18 protein-coding genes are annotated in these 17,360 nt (G+C 68.5%); 11 read left to right on the forward strand and 7 right to left on the reverse strand.

What is annotated here, in order from left to right:
- Positions 1 to 56: 56 nt before the first annotated feature.
- The 8 genes from pepN (at position 57) to ACSQ18_RS07560 (ending at position 9,651) form a co-directional block, all read left to right on the forward strand.
- On the forward strand, positions 57 to 2,597 hold the full coding sequence (pepN, locus tag ACSQ18_RS07525; protein ID WP_436036549.1) for an aminopeptidase N: 2,541 nt from the start codon (positions 57 to 59) through the stop codon (positions 2,595 to 2,597).
- Between the two features lie 106 nt (positions 2,598 to 2,703).
- Positions 2,704 to 3,633 (forward strand): ABC transporter ATP-binding protein, encoded by a 930-nt coding sequence (locus tag ACSQ18_RS07530; protein ID WP_436036550.1) that lies wholly within the window; start codon positions 2,704 to 2,706, stop codon positions 3,631 to 3,633.
- Positions 3,630 to 4,433, forward strand: a complete 804-nt coding sequence (locus tag ACSQ18_RS07535; protein WP_436036551.1) for an ABC transporter permease — start codon at positions 3,630 to 3,632, stop codon at positions 4,431 to 4,433. The genes ACSQ18_RS07530 and ACSQ18_RS07535 overlap by 4 nt, the downstream gene beginning before the upstream one ends.
- A gap of 10 nt (positions 4,434 to 4,443) precedes the next feature.
- Complete coding sequence (locus ACSQ18_RS07540) at positions 4,444 to 5,721, forward strand: sensor histidine kinase (protein WP_436036552.1); 1,278 nt, start codon at positions 4,444 to 4,446, stop codon at positions 5,719 to 5,721.
- Positions 5,718 to 6,389: a response regulator gene (locus ACSQ18_RS07545; RefSeq protein WP_436036553.1), complete on the forward strand. Its 672-nt coding sequence runs from the start codon at positions 5,718 to 5,720 to the stop codon at positions 6,387 to 6,389. Before ACSQ18_RS07540 ends, ACSQ18_RS07545 begins: the two co-directional genes overlap by 4 nt.
- 42 nt (positions 6,390 to 6,431) lie before the next feature.
- The gene (locus ACSQ18_RS07550) at positions 6,432 to 7,514 is read left to right on the forward strand and encodes a mechanosensitive ion channel family protein (RefSeq protein ID WP_436036554.1); all 1,083 of its coding nucleotides are present in this window, start codon (positions 6,432 to 6,434) and stop codon (positions 7,512 to 7,514) included.
- Complete coding sequence (locus ACSQ18_RS07555; RefSeq protein WP_436036556.1) at positions 7,511 to 7,981, forward strand: globin; 471 nt, start codon at positions 7,511 to 7,513, stop codon at positions 7,979 to 7,981. The genes ACSQ18_RS07550 and ACSQ18_RS07555 overlap by 4 nt, the downstream gene beginning before the upstream one ends.
- Positions 7,978 to 9,651 (forward strand): FAD-binding dehydrogenase, encoded by a 1,674-nt coding sequence (locus ACSQ18_RS07560; RefSeq protein ID WP_436036557.1) that lies wholly within the window; start codon positions 7,978 to 7,980, stop codon positions 9,649 to 9,651. Before ACSQ18_RS07555 ends, ACSQ18_RS07560 begins: the two co-directional genes overlap by 4 nt.
- Before the next feature lie 5 nt (positions 9,652 to 9,656).
- Here the strand turns inward: ACSQ18_RS07560 and ACSQ18_RS07565 are convergent, their stop codons facing one another.
- Entirely contained in the window at positions 9,657 to 10,331 is a 675-nt protein-coding gene (locus ACSQ18_RS07565; RefSeq protein ID WP_436036558.1) for a hypothetical protein, read from the reverse strand.
- 50 nt (positions 10,332 to 10,381) lie between these two features.
- Between ACSQ18_RS07565 and ACSQ18_RS07570 the strand changes: the two genes are divergently transcribed.
- Entirely contained in the window at positions 10,382 to 11,248 is an 867-nt protein-coding gene (locus ACSQ18_RS07570) for an acyl-CoA thioesterase (RefSeq protein ID WP_436038401.1), read from the forward strand.
- 12 nt (positions 11,249 to 11,260) lie between these two features.
- On the opposite strand, the gene ACSQ18_RS07575 is transcribed toward ACSQ18_RS07570, so the two are convergent.
- From ACSQ18_RS07575 to ACSQ18_RS07590, 4 genes are all read right to left on the reverse strand, one after another.
- Positions 11,261 to 11,770: an acyl-CoA thioesterase gene (locus tag ACSQ18_RS07575; RefSeq protein WP_436038402.1), complete on the reverse strand. Its 510-nt coding sequence runs from the start codon at positions 11,768 to 11,770 to the stop codon at positions 11,261 to 11,263.
- A 1-nt stretch (position 11,771) separates the two neighbouring features.
- Positions 11,772 to 13,451 carry an energy-dependent translational throttle protein EttA gene (ettA, locus tag ACSQ18_RS07580; RefSeq protein WP_436036559.1) on the reverse strand — a complete coding sequence of 560 codons (1,680 nt, stop codon included), beginning with the start codon at positions 13,449 to 13,451 and terminating at the stop codon, positions 11,772 to 11,774.
- Between the two features lie 24 nt (positions 13,452 to 13,475).
- Positions 13,476 to 13,835 (reverse strand): DUF6993 domain-containing protein, encoded by a 360-nt coding sequence (locus ACSQ18_RS07585; RefSeq protein WP_436036560.1) that lies wholly within the window; start codon positions 13,833 to 13,835, stop codon positions 13,476 to 13,478.
- Between the two features lie 193 nt (positions 13,836 to 14,028).
- The gene (locus ACSQ18_RS07590) at positions 14,029 to 14,505 is read right to left on the reverse strand and encodes a single-stranded DNA-binding protein (RefSeq protein WP_436036561.1); all 477 of its coding nucleotides are present in this window, start codon (positions 14,503 to 14,505) and stop codon (positions 14,029 to 14,031) included.
- A gap of 186 nt (positions 14,506 to 14,691) precedes the next feature.
- Here ACSQ18_RS07590 and ACSQ18_RS07595 point away from each other — a divergent pair, with 186 nt between their 5' ends.
- Positions 14,692 to 14,949, forward strand: coding sequence for a hypothetical protein (locus tag ACSQ18_RS07595; protein ID WP_436036563.1), 258 nt, complete (start codon positions 14,692 to 14,694; stop codon positions 14,947 to 14,949).
- Positions 14,950 to 14,956: 7 nt separating this feature from the next.
- On the opposite strand, the gene ACSQ18_RS07600 is transcribed toward ACSQ18_RS07595, so the two are convergent.
- On the reverse strand, positions 14,957 to 16,375 hold the full coding sequence (locus ACSQ18_RS07600; protein WP_436036564.1) for a PLP-dependent aminotransferase family protein: 1,419 nt from the start codon (positions 16,373 to 16,375) through the stop codon (positions 14,957 to 14,959).
- 61 nt (positions 16,376 to 16,436) lie between these two features.
- Here ACSQ18_RS07600 and ACSQ18_RS07605 point away from each other — a divergent pair, with 61 nt between their 5' ends.
- Positions 16,437 to 17,054, forward strand: a complete 618-nt coding sequence (locus ACSQ18_RS07605) for a YczE/YyaS/YitT family protein (protein ID WP_436036565.1) — start codon at positions 16,437 to 16,439, stop codon at positions 17,052 to 17,054.
- A gap of 35 nt (positions 17,055 to 17,089) precedes the next feature.
- Here the strand turns inward: ACSQ18_RS07605 and ACSQ18_RS07610 are convergent, their stop codons facing one another.
- A complete protein-coding gene (locus ACSQ18_RS07610; protein ID WP_144807964.1) occupies positions 17,090 to 17,302 on the reverse strand; it encodes a methyltransferase in 213 nt (70 codons plus the stop codon).
- Between the last annotated feature and the right edge of the window lie 58 nt (positions 17,303 to 17,360).

Consider the following 17,360-nt stretch of genomic DNA (forward strand, 5'->3'; position numbering starts at 1 on the left):
CCGGCGCCAGCAGCGCCTGCCCGCGGCATCCACCCTGACCCTTGGGAGACACGTACGTGCCTGGAGAGAATCTCACCCGCAGCGAGGCGCAGGAGCGCCGCGCCCTCGTCGACACCGCCTCGTACGAGGTGGCCCTCGACCTGACGACCGGACCGGAGGTGTTCCGCTCGCGCACCGTCGTCCGCTTCTCGGCCACCCCGGGAGCCTCGACGTTCATCGACCTGATCGCCCGCTCGGTGCACGAGATCACCCTCAACGGCCGCTCGATCGACGCGTCCGCGTTCGCCGACGCCCGCATCCCGCTCGACGGTCTCGCGGCCGACAACGAGCTGATCGTCGACGCGGACTGCCTGTACACGAACACGGGCGAAGGCCTTCACCGCTTCGTCGACCCCGTCGACGGCGAGGTCTATCTCTACTCGCAGTTCGAGGTGCCCGACTCGCGTCGCGTGTTCGCCGTCTTCGAGCAGCCCGACCTCAAGGCGACCTTCCAGTTCACGGTGACGGCACCCGCCGCATGGAAGGTGGTCTCCAACTCCCCCACGCCCGAGCCGGTGGATGCCGGTGACGGCACGGCGACGTGGAGCTTCGAGCCGACGCCCCGCATCTCGTCGTACATCACGGCGCTGGTCGCGGGTCCCTACGAGGCGACCTTCTCCGAGCTGACGAGCGCCTCCGGCCGGGTCATCCCGCTCGGCGTGTACGGCCGCAAGAGCCTCTGGCACCACCTCGACGCCGACTACATCTTCGACAAGACGCGTCAGGGATTCGCGTACTTCGAGGAGAAGTTCCAGTTCCCCTACCCGTTCGCGAAGTACGACCAGCTCTTCGTGCCGGAGTTCAACGCCGGCGCGATGGAGAACGCCGGCGCGGTGACCTTCACCGAGACCTACGTGTTCCGGAGCAAGGTGACCGACGCGGTCAAGGAGCGTCGCGTCGTGACGATCCTCCACGAGCTCGCGCACATGTGGTTCGGCGACCTCGTCACCATGAAGTGGTGGAACGACCTCTGGCTGAACGAGTCGTTCGCCGAGTGGGCCTCCACGATCGCCACGGCCGAGGCGACGGAGTGGACCGAGGCATGGACCACCTTTAACGCGATGGAGAAGTCCTGGGCCTACCGCCAGGACCAGCTCCCCTCCACGCATCCCGTCGTCGCGGAGATCAACGACCTCGAAGACGTGCAGGTGAACTTCGACGGCATCACTTACGCCAAGGGCGGCTCGGTGCTCAAGCAGCTCGCGGCGTGGGTCGGCATCGAGGAGTTCTTCGCGGGCGTCGCCGCGTACTTCCAGAAGCACGCCTGGGGCAACACCGAGCTGTCCGACCTCCTGCGGGAGCTCGAGACGACGAGCGGTCGCGAGCTGACGACGTGGTCGAAGAAGTGGCTGGAGACGGCGGGAGTGAACACCCTCTCGCCCGAGATCAAGACCGACGGGACCGGCACGATCACCCGCTTCGCAGTCGTGCAGACGGCGCCGGCGGACTACTCCACCATCCGACCGCACCGCCTGGGTGTCGGCTTCTACTCGCTCGACGGCGACGCTCTCGTGCGCACGCACCACGTCGAGGTCGACGTCGACGGCGACCTCACCGAGGTCTCCGACCTGGTGGGTCTGCGTCGCCCCGACCTCGTGCTGCTCAACGACGAAGATCTCGCCTACGCGAAGATCCGCCTCGACGACACGTCGCTGAGTACGGCGATCGCGCACCTCGGCAAGATCAGCGACCCCCTCGCACGCTCGCTCGTGTGGGGTGCCGCGTGGGATCAGACGAGGGATGCCGAGGCCTCGGCATCCGATTACGTCGACCTGCTGCGCAACATCGGCGCGGAGACCGAGTCGACCACCATGCGCACGACGCTCGCCCAGCTGCAGCTGGCGGCCAACGCCTACGTCGCGCCGGACCGGAGGACGCAGACCCGTGTGAAGGTCGCCGACGCGCTGTGGCAGCTGGCTCAGGATGCCGAGGCCGGAAGCGACAGTCAGCTCCAGTTCGTCACGGCGTTCGCGTCGGCCGCGGCGACGCCTGCCCAGACGGCGCAGGTGCGCTCCCTCCGCGACGGCGAGACGGTGCTGGAGGGTCTCGAGATCGACGCCGACCTGTCGTGGGCTCTCCTGGTGGGTCTCGCCGCAGGAGGCGCCGTGGATGCGGCCGAGATCGATCGCGCGCTCGAGGCGGATAACACCGCGAAGGGTGGCGAGTTCGCCGCTCAAGCGCGGGCTGCGCTTCCGACCGTCGACGCGAAGCGGGAGGCATGGGCCTCGCTCGTCGATTCGCCGGATCTGCCGAACACCGTCGTCCGCTCCGCTGCGCTCGGCTTCGTCCACCCTGCCGGCGTCGAGGCTCTGTCCGCGTTCGTCGACGACTACTTCTCGATGCTGCTGCCGATCTGGGAGAGTCGCACCTACCAGATCGCCAACTACCTCATCACGGGGCTCTATCCTGCGCCGCTCGCCAATCGCGAACTGCGTGACGCCACCCGGCGCTGGCTCGACGAGCACCGCGACGCTCCGCCGGCGCTGCGTCGCCTCGTTCACGAGAACCTGGCGGGCGTGGAGCGCGCGCTGTCGGTGCAGGAGCGCGACAGCCAGTAGGTCCACCGTCGACGCAGAGGGCATCCTCCTTCGGGGGGATGCCCTCTGCGCGTTGCGGTACTCCCGGCGGATGTGCGGGATGGCCCGGGTTCCGTAGCGTCGAAGCATGATCGTTGCAGAGCGCCTCACGAAGAGGTTCGGAGACAACACGGCCGTGTCCGACGTCTCCTTCACCGTCCAGCCGGGCAAAGTCACCGGCTTCCTGGGCCCGAACGGCGCCGGAAAATCGACCACCATGCGGATGATCGTCGGATTGGACCGGCCGACGGCCGGTGCGGTCACGGTCAACGGACGTCCGTACCGGGAGTCGCGCGCTCCGCTGACCGAGGTCGGCGTGCTGCTCGACGCCAAGGCCGTGCACACCGGTCGGAGTGCGCGCGCGCACCTGCGCGCGATCGCCGCCACCCACGGACTTCCGCGCTCGCGCGTCGATGAAGTGATCGACCTCACCGGCATCGCCTCTGTCGCCGGACGACGAGCGGGCAAGTTCTCCCTCGGTATGGGGCAGCGCCTCGGTATCGCCGCCGCGCTGCTGGGCGATCCGCAGACGCTGATCCTCGACGAGCCGGTGAACGGACTCGACCCGGAAGGGGTGCGCTGGGTGCGGCAGTTCGTGCGCTACCAGGCATCTCAGGGCCGCACGGTACTCCTGTCGAGCCACCTCATGAGCGAGATGTCTCTGACGGCCGACCATGTCATCGTGCTGGGCCGTGGTCGGGTGCTCGCCGACGCGCCTCTGGCCGAGCTCGTATCGGCGTGGACGGCAACGACCGTGCTCGTCCGCACTCCGCGTGCGAGCGAACTCGCCGACGTGCTGTCTCGACAGGGCGGCGCCGGCGTCACCGTCACCAGCAGCGGAGAGGGCGTCCTCCACATCGAGGGTGTCTCCGCGCCGTCCATCGGCGATGCCGCCGCCGCTGCCGGCATCCCTCTCCACGAGCTCACTCCCACCAGCGGTTCCCTCGAAGACGCCTACCTCGCCCTGACGGGCGACGCCGTCGAGTACCGCACCACTTCTCCTCAGGAGCTGTCATGACTCTCACCGCCCCCGTCGAACAGCGAGCCGCCGCGCAGGCGCCCGCTGCCCGCCTGAGCTTCCTTCGTGTCGTGTCGAGCGAGGCCATCAAACTCGTCTCCCTCCGTTCGACCTGGTGGTCGATCGCGGTCGCTGCCGCGCTGTCGGTCGGCATCTCGCTGCTCATGGCGGCCGCGTCGGCCGACTTCGGTCCCGGCTTCCCGCCCGTCATGGCCGTGGTCGCACCGCTGCAGTTCACGATGCTCGTGGCGGGCATCCTGGGCGCGATCGTGGTGACCGGGGAGTACTCGACGGGGATGATCCGCTCGACCCTCACGGCCGTCCCCCGCCGCGGCATCGTGCTCGCAGCCAAGGCCCTGGTCATGGCGGCCTTCATGGCCGTCTCGTCCGCCCTCATCTTCGCGATCGCTTCTGTGTCGACGGCACCGCTGCTGGCGACGCCGATCGACTGGACCGATGCGGAGTCTTCCCTGATCCCCGTGGGGTACGCGGTTCTGTCGATGATGGTCTTCGCTCTCCTCGGCGTCGGATTCGGCTTCATCATCCGCAGCGGCGCGGGAGCGATCGCCGCCACCGTAGGTGTGCTGTTCGTCGCCCCGATCGTCGTCAGCCTCTTCTCGATGTTCGGCGAGGGATGGGCGTGGGTCATGGACCTCGGCCGGTACCTGCCGACGAACGCCTCACAGACTCTCACGTCGGTGGGTGCGGAGGACACGGTGCCCGCCCTCCTCGCCCTCCTGGGCTGGGCCGCGGCGGCACTCATCGGCGCCTGGGCGGTCCTGCGCACGCGTGACGCGTAGAGTCGGAGCCGTGTCGACGCGCAGCCGCAATGCGCCTCCCCCGGAGGACGACCTGCGGCTGCCGCGTCTGCCCGGGGTCGTCCGACGCTTCTGGTCGCGGCACCCCGTCCTGGCCGACGTCGCCATCGCCCTCCTGTGTCTCCTCCTGACGCTCACGCCGCCGACGACCTTCCGCGGCCCCGACGGCACCGGGCCGCTCCACCCGACCGCGGTCCCCCTGCTCGTCTTGACCGCCGTGTGCTCGGCCCTGCTCCTCCGCCGGCGGACGTGGACGCTCTCCGTCTTCGTCGCCTCCTACGTCCTGGCGATCGCCTTCCTGTTCGCTCCGGTGCCCGTGGGGTCAGTGCTCCCGCTGGTGACCAGTTACTCGCTGGCGGTCTACCGATCGTCGCGCGCGGCATGGCTGGGTCTCGGCTTGGGCATCGGGTCGCTCTCGGCCGTGGCGGGGATGCTCGTGCTGACGTCGACGATCGAGTTTCCGATCGCGGTCAGCACGGTGATCGGCGAGGCCGCGCTGGCGCTGATCGGGACACTCGTCGGCGTGAACGTGGGCAATCGCAAGCGGTATGTCGAAGCGATCATCGATCGCTCCCGTCAGCTGCTTCGCGAGCGCGATCAGCAGGGTCAGATCGCTGCCGCCGCGGAACGTGCCCGGATCGCCCGCGAGATGCACGACATCGTCTCGCACTCGTTGACGGTGATCGTCGCCTTGACCGAGGGCGCAGGCGCGACCGCCGACCCCGAACGCGCACGCCAAGCGACGCTCCAGGCCTCGCAGACGGCCCGTGCCGCTCTCCAGGAGATGCGGGGGATGCTGGGTGTTCTGCGGGACGAGTCAGACCCCGAGGCGCCGCTCCTGCCCCCGGATGAGGATGCCGCGAGCGCTGCGATCGACGCGGCTCGTGCCGCGGGATTCCCCGTGACGTCGAAGATCACGACGCTGGGCGCACCCCTTCACGATCTGCCGCGCACGACGCGCCTCGCCGTCGGCCGCGTGGTACAGGAGGGTGTGACCAACGCGATGCGGCACGCCCCGGCGGCCTCGACGATCTCGGTGACCGTCGCCGTCGGCGTCGAGTCGGTCGACGTGGAGGTGCGCAACGACGGGGTGACCGCCGCGGCGCGTCCCGGCGGATTCGGCCTTCGAGGACTGCGCGAGCGCGTCGAACTCGCCGGTGGACAGCTCACTGTCGGCCCCGAAGGAGCTCTCTGGCGCCTTCGCGCCTCCCTCCCCCTCGCCGAGGATCCGACGGTGCCTGAGACAGCGAAAGGACAGCCCCAACCATGAGCGAACCCGTGCGCATCCTTCTCGTCGACGACCAGGAGTTGATTCGCGTCGGCTTCCGGCTCGTCCTGGAGAGCGAACCGGACCTCGTCGTCGTGGGAGAGGCGGGCGATGGTGAGAGCGCCGTCGCCGAAGCGCGCCTGCTCCGCCCCGACGTGGTGCTGATGGACGTCCGGATGCCGCGGCTCGACGGCATCCGTGCCACCGAGCGCATCCTCGCGGAACTGCCACAGACCCGAGTCCTGGTGCTCACGACCTTCGACCTCGACGAGTACGCGTTCGGCGCGCTCGACGCCGGCGCGAGCGGCTTCCTGTTGAAGGACGCGCAGCGGGCGGAGCTCGTGGGCGCCGTGCGCGCGGTTCATCGCGGCGACGCGGTCTTGGCGCCGCGAGTGACGAGGAGAGTCATCGAGCGCCTCGGCCCGGCATCCGCTCCCCCGACGGGACCCGATCCCGACGTCGTCCTCACCGAACGCGAACGTGACGTCTTCGACGGGATCGCGCGCGGACTCACCAACGCGGAGATCGCGCGTGAACTGTTCCTGGGCGAGTCGACCGTCAAGACCCACGTCGGACGCGTGCTCGCCAAGCTCGAGGCGCGAGACCGCATCCATGCCGTGATCCTTGCCCATCAGTGGGCGCAGGCGGCGCGGCCGGGCGAGAACGGGTGATCCTCATCGTCCTCGAAGCGGGCCCTGGCTAGGATCGTGGCGATGAGACTCGATTCCACCGACCCGGGCACGGCGACCACTTCCGGGATCTGGGCAGACCTCGGCCGCATAGCCGCCGACATCGGGCTGCGGGCCTTGGGGATCGCGGCGATCATCGTCGGCGCCCTCCTGCTGGCGTGGATCCTCCGCCTCGTCATCCGGCGGGTCGTGAAGCGGATCGTCGCCGGGGCGAAGTCGAAGGCCAACGTCGATGACACGCGAGCCATCGAGGCATCCCCGCTCGCACAGGTGCGCCTGGTCCAGCGCACGCGCACGCTCGGGACGATCCTGCAGAACATCGTGAACGTGACACTGGTCATCATCGCGCTGTTCCTGTCCGTCCAGGTGATCAACGAGAACATCCTCGGTTCGTTCGCCCTCCTGTCCGCCGCTATCGGCGCGGGCCTCGGCTTCGGCGCGCAGAACATCGTGAAGGACGTCCTCAACGGAATCTTCATCGTCGCGGAGGATCAGATCGGAATCGGCGATGTCGTGGACCTCGGCCTGGCGACCGGGATCGTCGAGTACGTGAGCGTGCGGATCACGCATGTCCGCGACGTCAACGGCACCCTCTGGTACGTGAGGAACGGCGAGATCACGCGGATCGGGAACATGTCCCAGGGGTGGTCGCGCGTGATCATCGATCTCGCTGTGCCGGCCAATGCCGTGATCGAGGACGTCGAGAAGGCGATGCTCGACTCGGCTAAGGGACTCGCGAAAGATCCGAAGTGGCGTACCCGTGTCATCGAGCAGCCCGAGGTCTGGGGGTTGGAGTCCGTGTCGGGCGATGCTCTCGTCATCCGTCTCGTGATGAAGACGCGCGCCAACGCGAAGGACGATGTCGCCCGTGAACTGCGCATGCGGCTCAAGCGCGCGATGGACGACATGGGGATCACGCTTCCGCAGCTGAACTCCATCACCCTCTCCGGCTTGGAGGGCGCGCAGCGCGTGCGTGGCGCGAACCCGCCCAAGACCAAGCCCACGCCGGTGGCCGCGCCCGATGCCAAGCCGGTGTGGCGGCCCAAGCGGAAGGGCACGACGGATGCCGTACCGCAGGCGGACGAGACGAAGGATCCGTCCGCATGAGTGACGACGCACGCCTCAGCTTCTACGAGGAAGTGGGCGGACACGACACCTTCGTGCGGCTCGTCGACGCCTTCTACCGAGGTGTCGCCGACGACGAGGTACTGGCTCCCATGTATCCGGAAGAGGACTTGCGCCCTGCGGCGGAGCGGCTGACGCTGTTCCTGGAGCAGTACTGGGGCGGACCGACGACCTACAGCGAGCGTCGGGGTCACCCTCGACTTCGGATGCGCCACATGCCGTTCCATGTGAACCCCGACGCGCGGGACCGCTGGCTGGCCCACATGCGGACCGCGGTCGACCAGCTGAACCTTCCCCCATTGCATGAGGCGACCCTGTGGGACTACCTCCAGCGGGCCGCGTTCGCCATGGTGAACACTTTCGAGCCGACGGGGATCGGGCCTGCCCAGGGCGACCGGCCGGCAGGTTCTCTCCCCGTCCATCCGGATACGACGAAGGAGTCGTCATGACCGCTGCTGCCGCGTCCACACGCCACTCGACCGATGTCCTCGTGATCGGTTGGGGCCTTGCCGGACTCGTCGCGGCCGCCGAGGCGGTCGGCGCCGGTCGGCGGGTCGTCATCGTCGATCAGGAACCGAGGACCAACCTCGGCGGTCAGGCCTTCTGGTCGTTCGGTGGCCTCTTCTTCGTCGACTCTCCGGAACAGCGGCGAGTGGGCATCAGCGACTCTCTCGACCTCGCACGCCAGGACTGGTTCGGCACGGCCGGGTTCGACCGGGACGAGGACGCGTGGCCGCGTCGCTGGGCGGAGGCCTACCTCGAGTTCGCACACGGGGAGAAGCGGTCCTGGCTGCGTCAGCGGGGCGTGGGATTCTTCCCCGTCGTCGGTTGGGCGGAGCGCGGCGGCTACACCGCCACGGGGCCCGGAAACTCCGTGCCGAGGTTCCATGTCACGTGGGGTACGGGTCCAGGTGTCGTCGCTCCCTTCCAAGCAGCCGTGGAGGAGGCAGAGTCGGCGGGACGGCTCGTCGTGCTGCCGCGGCACCGGGTGACTGCGCTGACGACCACGGACGGCACCGTCGTCGGAGCGAGCGGCGACGTGCTCGCGCCCTCCGGGGCACCTCGCGGTGTGCGCTCCGCTCGCGATGTCGTCGGATCGTTCGAGATCGACGCGTCCGCGACGATCGTCGCGTCGGGTGGGATCGGCGGGAACCATGAGCTCGTCCGCTCCCAGTGGCCCGAACGTCTCGGTACGCCGCCTGCGACGATGCTCGCCGGCGTGCCCGCGTACGTCGACGGATCGATGCAGCCCGTGGCGAAAGCGGCCGGAGCGCGGCTCATCAACGGCGACCGGATGTGGCACTACGTCGAAGGCATTCAGAACTGGAACTCGATCTGGCCCTCTCACGGCATCCGGATCCTCCCTGGCCCGTCCTCGCTGTGGCTCGATGCCACCGGCCGGCGGCTTCCCGTGCCGCTCTTCCCCGGTTTCGACACCCTCGGCACCCTCGCGCATCTGCGGGCTACCGGTCACGACCACTCGTGGTTCGTGCTCTCGCAGTCGATCGTCGAGAAGGAGTTCACCCTCTCGGGCAGCGAGCAGAACCCGGACTTGACCGACAAGGACGTCCGCCTGCTGCTGAAGTCACGCCTCGGCAAGGGCGCATCGGGGCCGGTGCAGGCCTTCCTCGACCACGGTGCGGACTTCGTCGTGAAGCGCACGCTCGATGAACTGGTGGACGGGATGCGAGCGCTGCCCGGGGGCGACGTCCTCGACGGTGATCGAGTGCGCGAAGAGGTGGTCGCGCGCGATCGGGAGATGGCGAACGACTTCACGAAGGATGCGCAGATCGCGATGCTGCGATCTGCGAGAGCGTTCCGCGGGGATCGGCTCATTCGCACCGCGTCGCCGCACCGGCTGCTCGACCCGTCGGCCGGCCCGCTCATCGCCGTCAAACTGCACGTGGTCACGCGCAAGTCCCTCGGCGGAATGATGACCGATCTCTCTGCACGCGCTCTCGACAGTGAAGGATCCCCTGTACCGGGGCTCTACGCGGCAGGAGAGGCGGCCGGCTTCGGTGGGGGCGGCGTGCACGGCTACCGGGCGCTCGAGGGCACGTTCCTCGGCGGTTGCCTCTTCTCGGGGCGGATCGCCGGTCGTGCCGCGGCCGCGGGCTGAGGCCGTCAGTCCGCGGCGCCGGTCGCGCGCACCGCGGTGAGTCCTGCGCGGACGGTGCTGCGGGTCAGCACGTGACCGCGGGACAGGCTCAGGCGCGTCCAGGGGCCGCTGCGGCGGATCGTGGCGGTCTCCTCGCCCGCGATGAACCCCAACGAGAAGGCCGCGAACGCGACCCCCAGGGGTAGGCCCGCGAGATCGTCGTCGCTACGGCCCCACACGCGAGCCCGCACCGCTCGCACCACGTCGGCCCCAGGCTCCGCAGGCATCGACTCCGCCACCTCCGCGATGCCGTGCTGCGCCCGGGCGGCGAGCGTCGCGGCGGTGATCTCATCGGCGATCTCCCAACCGCCGCGGGGCGGCGAGATTCCCGCCCACGGCGCGGAACGAGCAGTGTCGGGCAGCACCAGCGACGTCGTAGATGCGCCGTCGACCGTCAGGCTCGCCGCCTCCACGACGAGGTCGCACACGAGTTCCGGGTCGACCGACAGGAATCGCATGCCGAGGATCGTGGGGGTCTCGTCCAGCAGAGACTCGGGCGCCAGCGGCGCCGACGTCACGCCGATGACGCCGTTGTCGGCACGGAGCCGCACGAGCCCATCCCCGAGTCGCGCCGCCCGTTGCGCGAAGGTGAGGGCGTCGGATGCCGCGAAGGGATCGGCGAACAGGAGACGGGATGACACCCGCCCTAAACTACCAACGGGTGCCGTCGGAGCGCCGGATCGGAGATGAGATGGCGAGCGAGTTCGATCCTGTCGACGCGATGCTGGCGGTGCTCGATCTGGCGTCGAGCGCGGCTCGCACCACAGAAGACATCTTCACGGGGACATCGCATCCCATGCCGAGCGGCCGGATCTTCGGCGGTCAGGTGCTCGCGCAAGCCATCGTCGCGGCCGACCGGACGACCGACGACGATCGCGTCCCGCACTCGATGCACGGCTACTTTCTGCGCCCGGGCGACGCGACGCAGGGTCTCACCTTCTCCGTCGACCGCATTCACGACGGGCGTTCGTTCTCCACACGTCGAACGCAGGCGTTCCAGGAGGGCGTGCCGATCTTCTCGATGATCGCCTCCTTCGAGCGGGAGGATCCGGGGCTCGAGCATCAGGAGCGGATGCCGGACGGCATCCCTTCGCCCGAGGAGGTGGCAAGGGCACGGCCGGCCTCCACCGTTCAGCCGATGAGCCGGAGGCTTCTCGACGAGAGCCCTATCGAGGTGCTGCACGTCAGCGGCGACCTCTATGGAGTGGGACTGCCGGACGCGGAGCCGCGGCAGGCGGTGTGGATGCGGGCGCGGCGATCGCTTCCCGATGACCCCGCGCTGCACCGCGCGGTGCTCGCATACTTGAGCGATCTGACGATTCAGGAGCCGGTGTTGCGCGCTCATGGGGTGACGTGGGCGCGTCAGGGACTCAAGGTCGCCAGCCTCGACCATGCGATGTGGTGGCACCGACCCGCGCGAGCCGACGACTGGCTCCTCTACGTGCAGGAGTCCCCGAGTGCGCGCGGCGGGCGAGGACTGTCGACGGGGCGGCTCTTCACCAGGGACGGTGAGCTCGTCGCCTCGGTCGCACAGGAGATCATGGTGCGCGTGCCGTGATGCGGTGACCGCTCAGCGTCGGTGACCGTAGATGAGCGGGTCTCCGAGATAGGGCGACCATGCCTCTCGCATGGTGTCAGTGAGGCGCTGCGGGCGACCCGTGCGGGCATCGACCATCACGACGACCGACGTCGCCCGGGCGTACAGCGTCTGAGGCGTGTCCGTTGCCGGGCTGTAGACCTCGTAGCAGACCTCGATGCTCGATCCGCCGATCTTGCCGAACCACATCTGGATGTCCAGCGGCTCGCGACGGTAGGGCACGGGGGCGAGATACTCGATCTCTTGCCGGGCGATGAGCGTCAGGACGCCCGCGGCGATGCCGCTCTCGATGACCGCCGTGCTCGGGGCCGTGTCACCCGACTCGGGCACCCAGAACACGCGCACGCGCGCCTCTTCGAGGAGCTTCAGCATCGACGTGTTGTTCACGTGATTGAACGCGTCGAGGTCGCCCCAGCGGAGGTGGATCGGGACGTGAAGCCGGAGGTTGGCGGTGTTGCCGCCGACCTCCGGAACGTGCGGCATGTCAGTCACGCGTCAGCTTGCGGTGCGTCGACCGGTGCGGGGCAGCGGCCTCGGCGCCGAGGCGCTCCACCTTGTTCGCCTCATAGGCCTCGAAGTTGCCCTCGAACCAGTACCACTTGTCGGGATTCGCGTCGGTGCCCTCGTAGGCGAGGATGTGCGTCGCGATCCGGTCGAGGAACCACCGGTCGTGGGTGATGACGACGGCGCAGCCGGGGAACTCCAGCAGAGCGTTCTCCAGTGAGCCCAGCGTCTCGACGTCGAGGTCGTTCGTGGGCTCGTCGAGAAGGAGCAGGTTGCCGCCCTCCTTGAGGGTGAGCGCGAGGTTCAAACGGTTGCGCTCACCTCCGGACAGGACACCGGCCTTCTTCTGCTGGTCAGGGCCCTTGAAGCCGAACTTCGACACGTACGCACGGGAGGGGATCTCCGTCTTGCCGACGGTGATGATGTCCAGGCCGTCGGAGACGACCTCCCACAGCGTCTTCTGCGGGTCGATGTTGGAGCGGCTCTGGTCGACGTAGCTGATCTTGACGGTCTCGCCGACCTTCAGGTCACCGCCGTCGAGCGGCTCGAGCCCGACGATGGTCTTGAAGAGCGTGGTCTTGCCGACACCGTTCGGACCGATGACGCCGACGATGCCGTTCGGGGGAAGGCTGAAGCTGAGGCCGTCGATGAGACTGCGGTCGCCGAACGACTTCGACAGGTTCTTCGCCTCGATGACGACGCTTCCGAGCCGCGGACCCGCCGGGATCTGAATCTCCTCGAAGTCGAGCTTGCGCGTGCGCTCCGCCTCCGCTGCCATTTCTTCATACCGAGCCAGTCGGGCCTTCGACTTGGTCTGACGCCCCTTGGCGCTGGAACGCACCCATTCGAGCTCGTCCTTCAGTCGCTTGGCGAGCTTGGCGTCCTTCTTGCCCTGGATGTCGAGTCGCTCGGCCTTCTTCTCCAGGTAGGTGGAGTAGTTGCCCTCGTAGCCGATGAGGCGGCCGCGGTCGACCTCGGCGATCCACTCTGCGACGTTGTCGAGGAAGTACCGATCGTGGGTGATCGCGATGACGGCGCCCTTGTACGAGGTGAGGTGCTGTTCCAGCCAGAGCACGCTTTCGGCATCCAGGTGGTTCGTGGGCTCGTCCAGCAGGAGGAGGTCGGGCTTCTGCAGGAGGAGCTTCGCCAACGCAACACGACGCTTCTCACCACCCGACAGCGGTGCGATGGCGGCGTCGGCGGGCGGGGTGCGCAAGGCATCCATGGCCTGTTCGAGCTGCGAGTCGAGGTCCCACGCGTCAGCCGCGTCGATCTCCTCCTGCAGCGTCCCCATCTCGGCCAGAAGCGTGTCGAAGTCGGCGTCGGGGTCGCTCATCAGGCCGGAGATCTCGTTGAAACGATCGACCTTGGCTTTGATGGCGATGCCGTCCTGGATGTTCTCCAGGACCGTCTTGGACTCGTCGAGCTCGGGCTCCTGCATGAGGATGCCCACGCTGAAGCCCGGCGAGAGCTTCGCCTCGCCATTGGACGGTTGATCCAGGCCGGCCATGATCTTGAGGATCGTCGACTTGCCGGCACCGTTCGGGCCGACCATCCCGATCTTCGCGCCGGGGAGGAAAGCCATCGTGACGTCGTCGAGAATGAGCTTCTCGCCGACCGCCTTGCGGGCACGGACCATGGAGTAGATGTACTCAGCCATAACGAACCAAGTCTACGGTGCGTGTCACCAGTCGATGGGCCGCGTCTCCCCTACCAGGCACGCGCCCGTCGGCAGCGTCGGCAGCACGACCGCGGTGGGACGCTTCGTGGACGGGCCGACCTGGCCCACGATGCACTCGTCGTCCCACCGCACCGAGAACTGGATGCTGTCGGAAGGAAGCCCGACCGACGTCTCGTCTCGCGTCACCTCCATGTCGCGCTTGTCGAAGCCGGCCTCGACCAACGCATCGACGTACGCGCGTCCCTTCACGCGGTCATCGGTGTCCCACACGGCATCCATGACTTCGGTGAAGAGCGGCAGGTTGTCGCTCGCGTCGCCGTCAGGAACGAGTGCGGGGCCCGTGGGTGAGGGAGTCGGCGTCACCGCGCTCGCTGTCTGGGTGGCTGAAGCAGTCGTCGACGCATTCGGTGCGGTGGGCGCGCACCCCGTCGTCACCGCCACGGCCAGAACACCACACGCGACGAGCATGCCTCGGTGAGCGGGCTGACGCGACTTCCGGTGCGCGGACTTCGGGTGGCGATGCACGAACCGAGTCTAGGACGCGTCACTGCCCGCCTCAGTACGGCGTCGCCTCCTCCCCCGGCACCGGCGCCCATGACTCTGACAGATCGGCATGGACTGCCGGCCCGGCTTCCCCTGCCGTCGACGCGCCGGCGTTCGGCCCGGCGGGCGACGACTCCGCCGAACGCCGGTAGACCGTCGTGCCCCACAACAGGTCATGGCCGAGAGAGACCGCGTCGATCTCGGCGGCGACCCCCTGCCTGCCGTTGGCTTCCCACTCCCGGAGCTTGAAGGAGCCCGAGACGATCACGCGGTGCCCCTTGCGCACCGATTCGAGCGCGTGTTCGGCCAGCCCGCGGTAGGCGGAGACCGCGTACCAATTGGTGTGACCGTCGACCCACGTCCCCGTCGCTTCGTCACGACGGCGGACGTTGCTCGCCAGACGGAAGTTGATGATCGGCACCCCCGCGCTCGTCTGACGCCGCTCCGGATCGTTGACGACGGTCCCTACCACTGTGATGTGATCGCTCATTCTCGATCTCCTGTTCTTTCGGGCCCATCCCGACGCGATCAGATTTGCACCCGGGACTCCGTCAGGAGGGCATGCGGTGGCGCACTGTGGACTCACCGGCGGATCGGGCCCTTGGGGAGAAGCCGAACTCGGCGTGGGTGTCCGTGGTCGAAGCTATGTTCGATTCCGCGCGAAAGGAGAATTGACATGAGCGCGATCGCCGCCGCAACGGCCGACCAGATTCCCGCGACCATCGGCGGTGTCCGATTGATTCGTGCCACAGCGCGACTGTGGCGCGCGACGTCGCACGACGGCCGCATCATCGGGCACATCCGGTCAGACGACGCCGGAAACGGCTGGCGCTATGTCGCCTTGCGATTCTCCGTGCGGGCGCGAAGGTTCGTCGAGGTGGGTGCCTTCTGGAGCCCTGAGGAGGCTGTCCAGTGCCTGCGATGGTCGCGGTGAGGGAAAGTCACACGACGGCTCCGACCGGTGCCGTCGCCATGGTGGGGGCGGCTGCGCGCACGACCGGCCATACCTCGGCGATAACGTCGACGGCGCGGCGCAGCTGATCCGGCGGTGCCGTGAACGGTATGCGGAGCTGCCGTTCGTGTCCGCCCTCGGGAGAGAAGCGCGGGCCCGCCGACAGATGCACGCCGTGTGTGCGGGCCGCTATCACCAGCCCAGAGCTGAGCGGAGCGTCCAGTTCCAGCCATACGCACACTCCCCCGGCAGCCGCAGGCACGCGCCACTCCGGCAGACGCTCGCGCAGCGCGTCCACCAGTGCATCGCGTCCGGCACGCAGGAGGAGCGAGCGTTGGGCCAAGATCTCCGGCATCCGAGGAAGGAGTCGCGTCGCCACTGCCTGTTCGAACTCCGGAGTACCGAGCTCGCGCGGCGGGCGAAGAGCGGCGAGCTCACGCACGCGGTCACGGCCAGCGCGGATCCATCCGATCCGGAGCCCTCCCCAGACGGTCTTGCCGAGCGATCCGACCCGTATCACCGAGGCCGACTCCCATGTCGGAGGGTCGACGGGCTGCGGTTCGATGGCGAGCTCAGCGGTCGTCTCGTCGATGACGAGGGTCGTCCCTGCGACCATTGCCGCGCGAGTGATGGATGCCCGTTCCGTCGGCGTCATCGTGCGACCCGTCGGATTGTGGAACTGAGGCATGAGGTAGGCGAGGGCGGGGCGGGTTCGGGAGAGCGCCTGAGCCGCACGATCGAGGTCCCACCCGTCATCGACGTGGACGGGGATGCTCACCAGACGCGCGCCAGCGGCGCGGAGCGCTTCGGCCGCATGCGGGTACGTCGGCGTCTCGATGGCAGCTCTGTCGCCTCGTCGCACCAGCGCCTCGGACAGCAGGTGTATGGCGCTCTGCGCTCCGGTCGTCACCAGGATCTCGTCGGGGGAGGTCGGGATGCCGCGGGCCTTGTAGCGGTCCGCGATCGCCGCACGAAGCTCCGCGGACCCGATGATGTCGTAGCCGGCCCGTGCCACGAGAGCCGCGGCATCCTGTGCGACGTCGCTCATCACTCCCGCGAGTCCCGGCCACGCTGCGGGACTTGCCTGCGTCAGATCGATCTCGTCCGCGCCGACGTGCCCTCGCCCGTGAGCACGTCCGCCCAGCGGGAGCGTGACGCTCCCGGAACCGCGAACGCTCTGGATATGGGCGGACTCGCGAAGACTGCGATAGGCGGCGGCGACGGTCGTGCGGCTCACTCCGAGCGCGCCGGCCAGTTCGCGCTCAGCCGGCAGAGCCGTGCGCGGCGCGAGCCGATTGTCGAGGCACAGCAGGCGGATGCCGTCTGCCAGCGCCTCGTAGGCCGGCTCGCGCGTGCGCCAACCGCCCAGGGCATGCGCGAGGGTGCGCGCTGTGATCCGCGAGTCCATGGGGCCACGATAGAGCAATTGGACTGCGACGCAAGGTCCAATTGTGCGATTGGATGTCCTCATGGTGCTTCGATCCGTGCAGCTTCTCTTCGGCCTCGTCCTCTTCGGCGTCGGGTGCGCCGTCATGGTCGAAGCGGGCATCGGCCTCGACCCGTGGACGGTGTTCGCGCAGGGGATCTCTCGTCAGACCGGCATCGGCATCGGCTGGGTCGCGAACATCGTGGGCTTCCTCGTGCTCCTGGCGTGGATCCCGCTTCGTCAGCGGCCCGGCGTGGGCACGATCGCCAACATCCTCCTCGTCGGCACGGCCATGCAGTTCGCGATCGATCTCCTTCCCGCGCCGGAGGGCTTCGTCGCGCAGTTGCTCGTCTTCCTGGGAGGTGTCGCCATCGTCGCGCTGGCGTCGGGCCTATATATCGGGGCGCGCTTCGGCCCGGGCCCCCGCGACGGCCTGATGACCGGACTCAACGCACGCTTCGGCTGGCCGATCTGGGCCGCGAGGCTCGGCGTCGAATCCACCGTCCTGGTGGCCGGGTGGCTGCTCGGGGGCACGGTCGGCCTGGGGACCGTGCTCTTCGCGGTACTGATCGGCCCGGCAGTGCACGTGACCCTGCCCTGGTTCGATCGGCGTCCACCGGTCGTCGCACCCGTCGTGCAACCCTCGGACGCAACCGTCTGACGCGTCTCGGCAGCCCGTGCACGGGCTACGGCCGATCAGTGCTCTCGGAAGCGCGGCCAATCGGAGCCGGGAGGCAGGTGTCCGTGAAGGGCGCTCTTCGCGATGTCCATCGAGGGGTAGGTCCCCACCGACGAGGACGCGCCCGCGATCGTCACGGTGTACTCACCGTCCGCCCGGCGAATGCTGCCGACGACCTGGCCGTCGGCGCCGTACGCGAGCCAGAGGGTCGATGTCGCAATGGTCGTCATCACGCACTCCTTTCGACGCCTCGTACGCTACGCCGGTAGCGAGGGCTGCGCCATGGGT

The organism is Microbacterium sp. LjRoot45, from assembly GCF_964253325.1.
GTDB lineage: Bacteria > Actinomycetota > Actinomycetes > Actinomycetales > Microbacteriaceae > Microbacterium.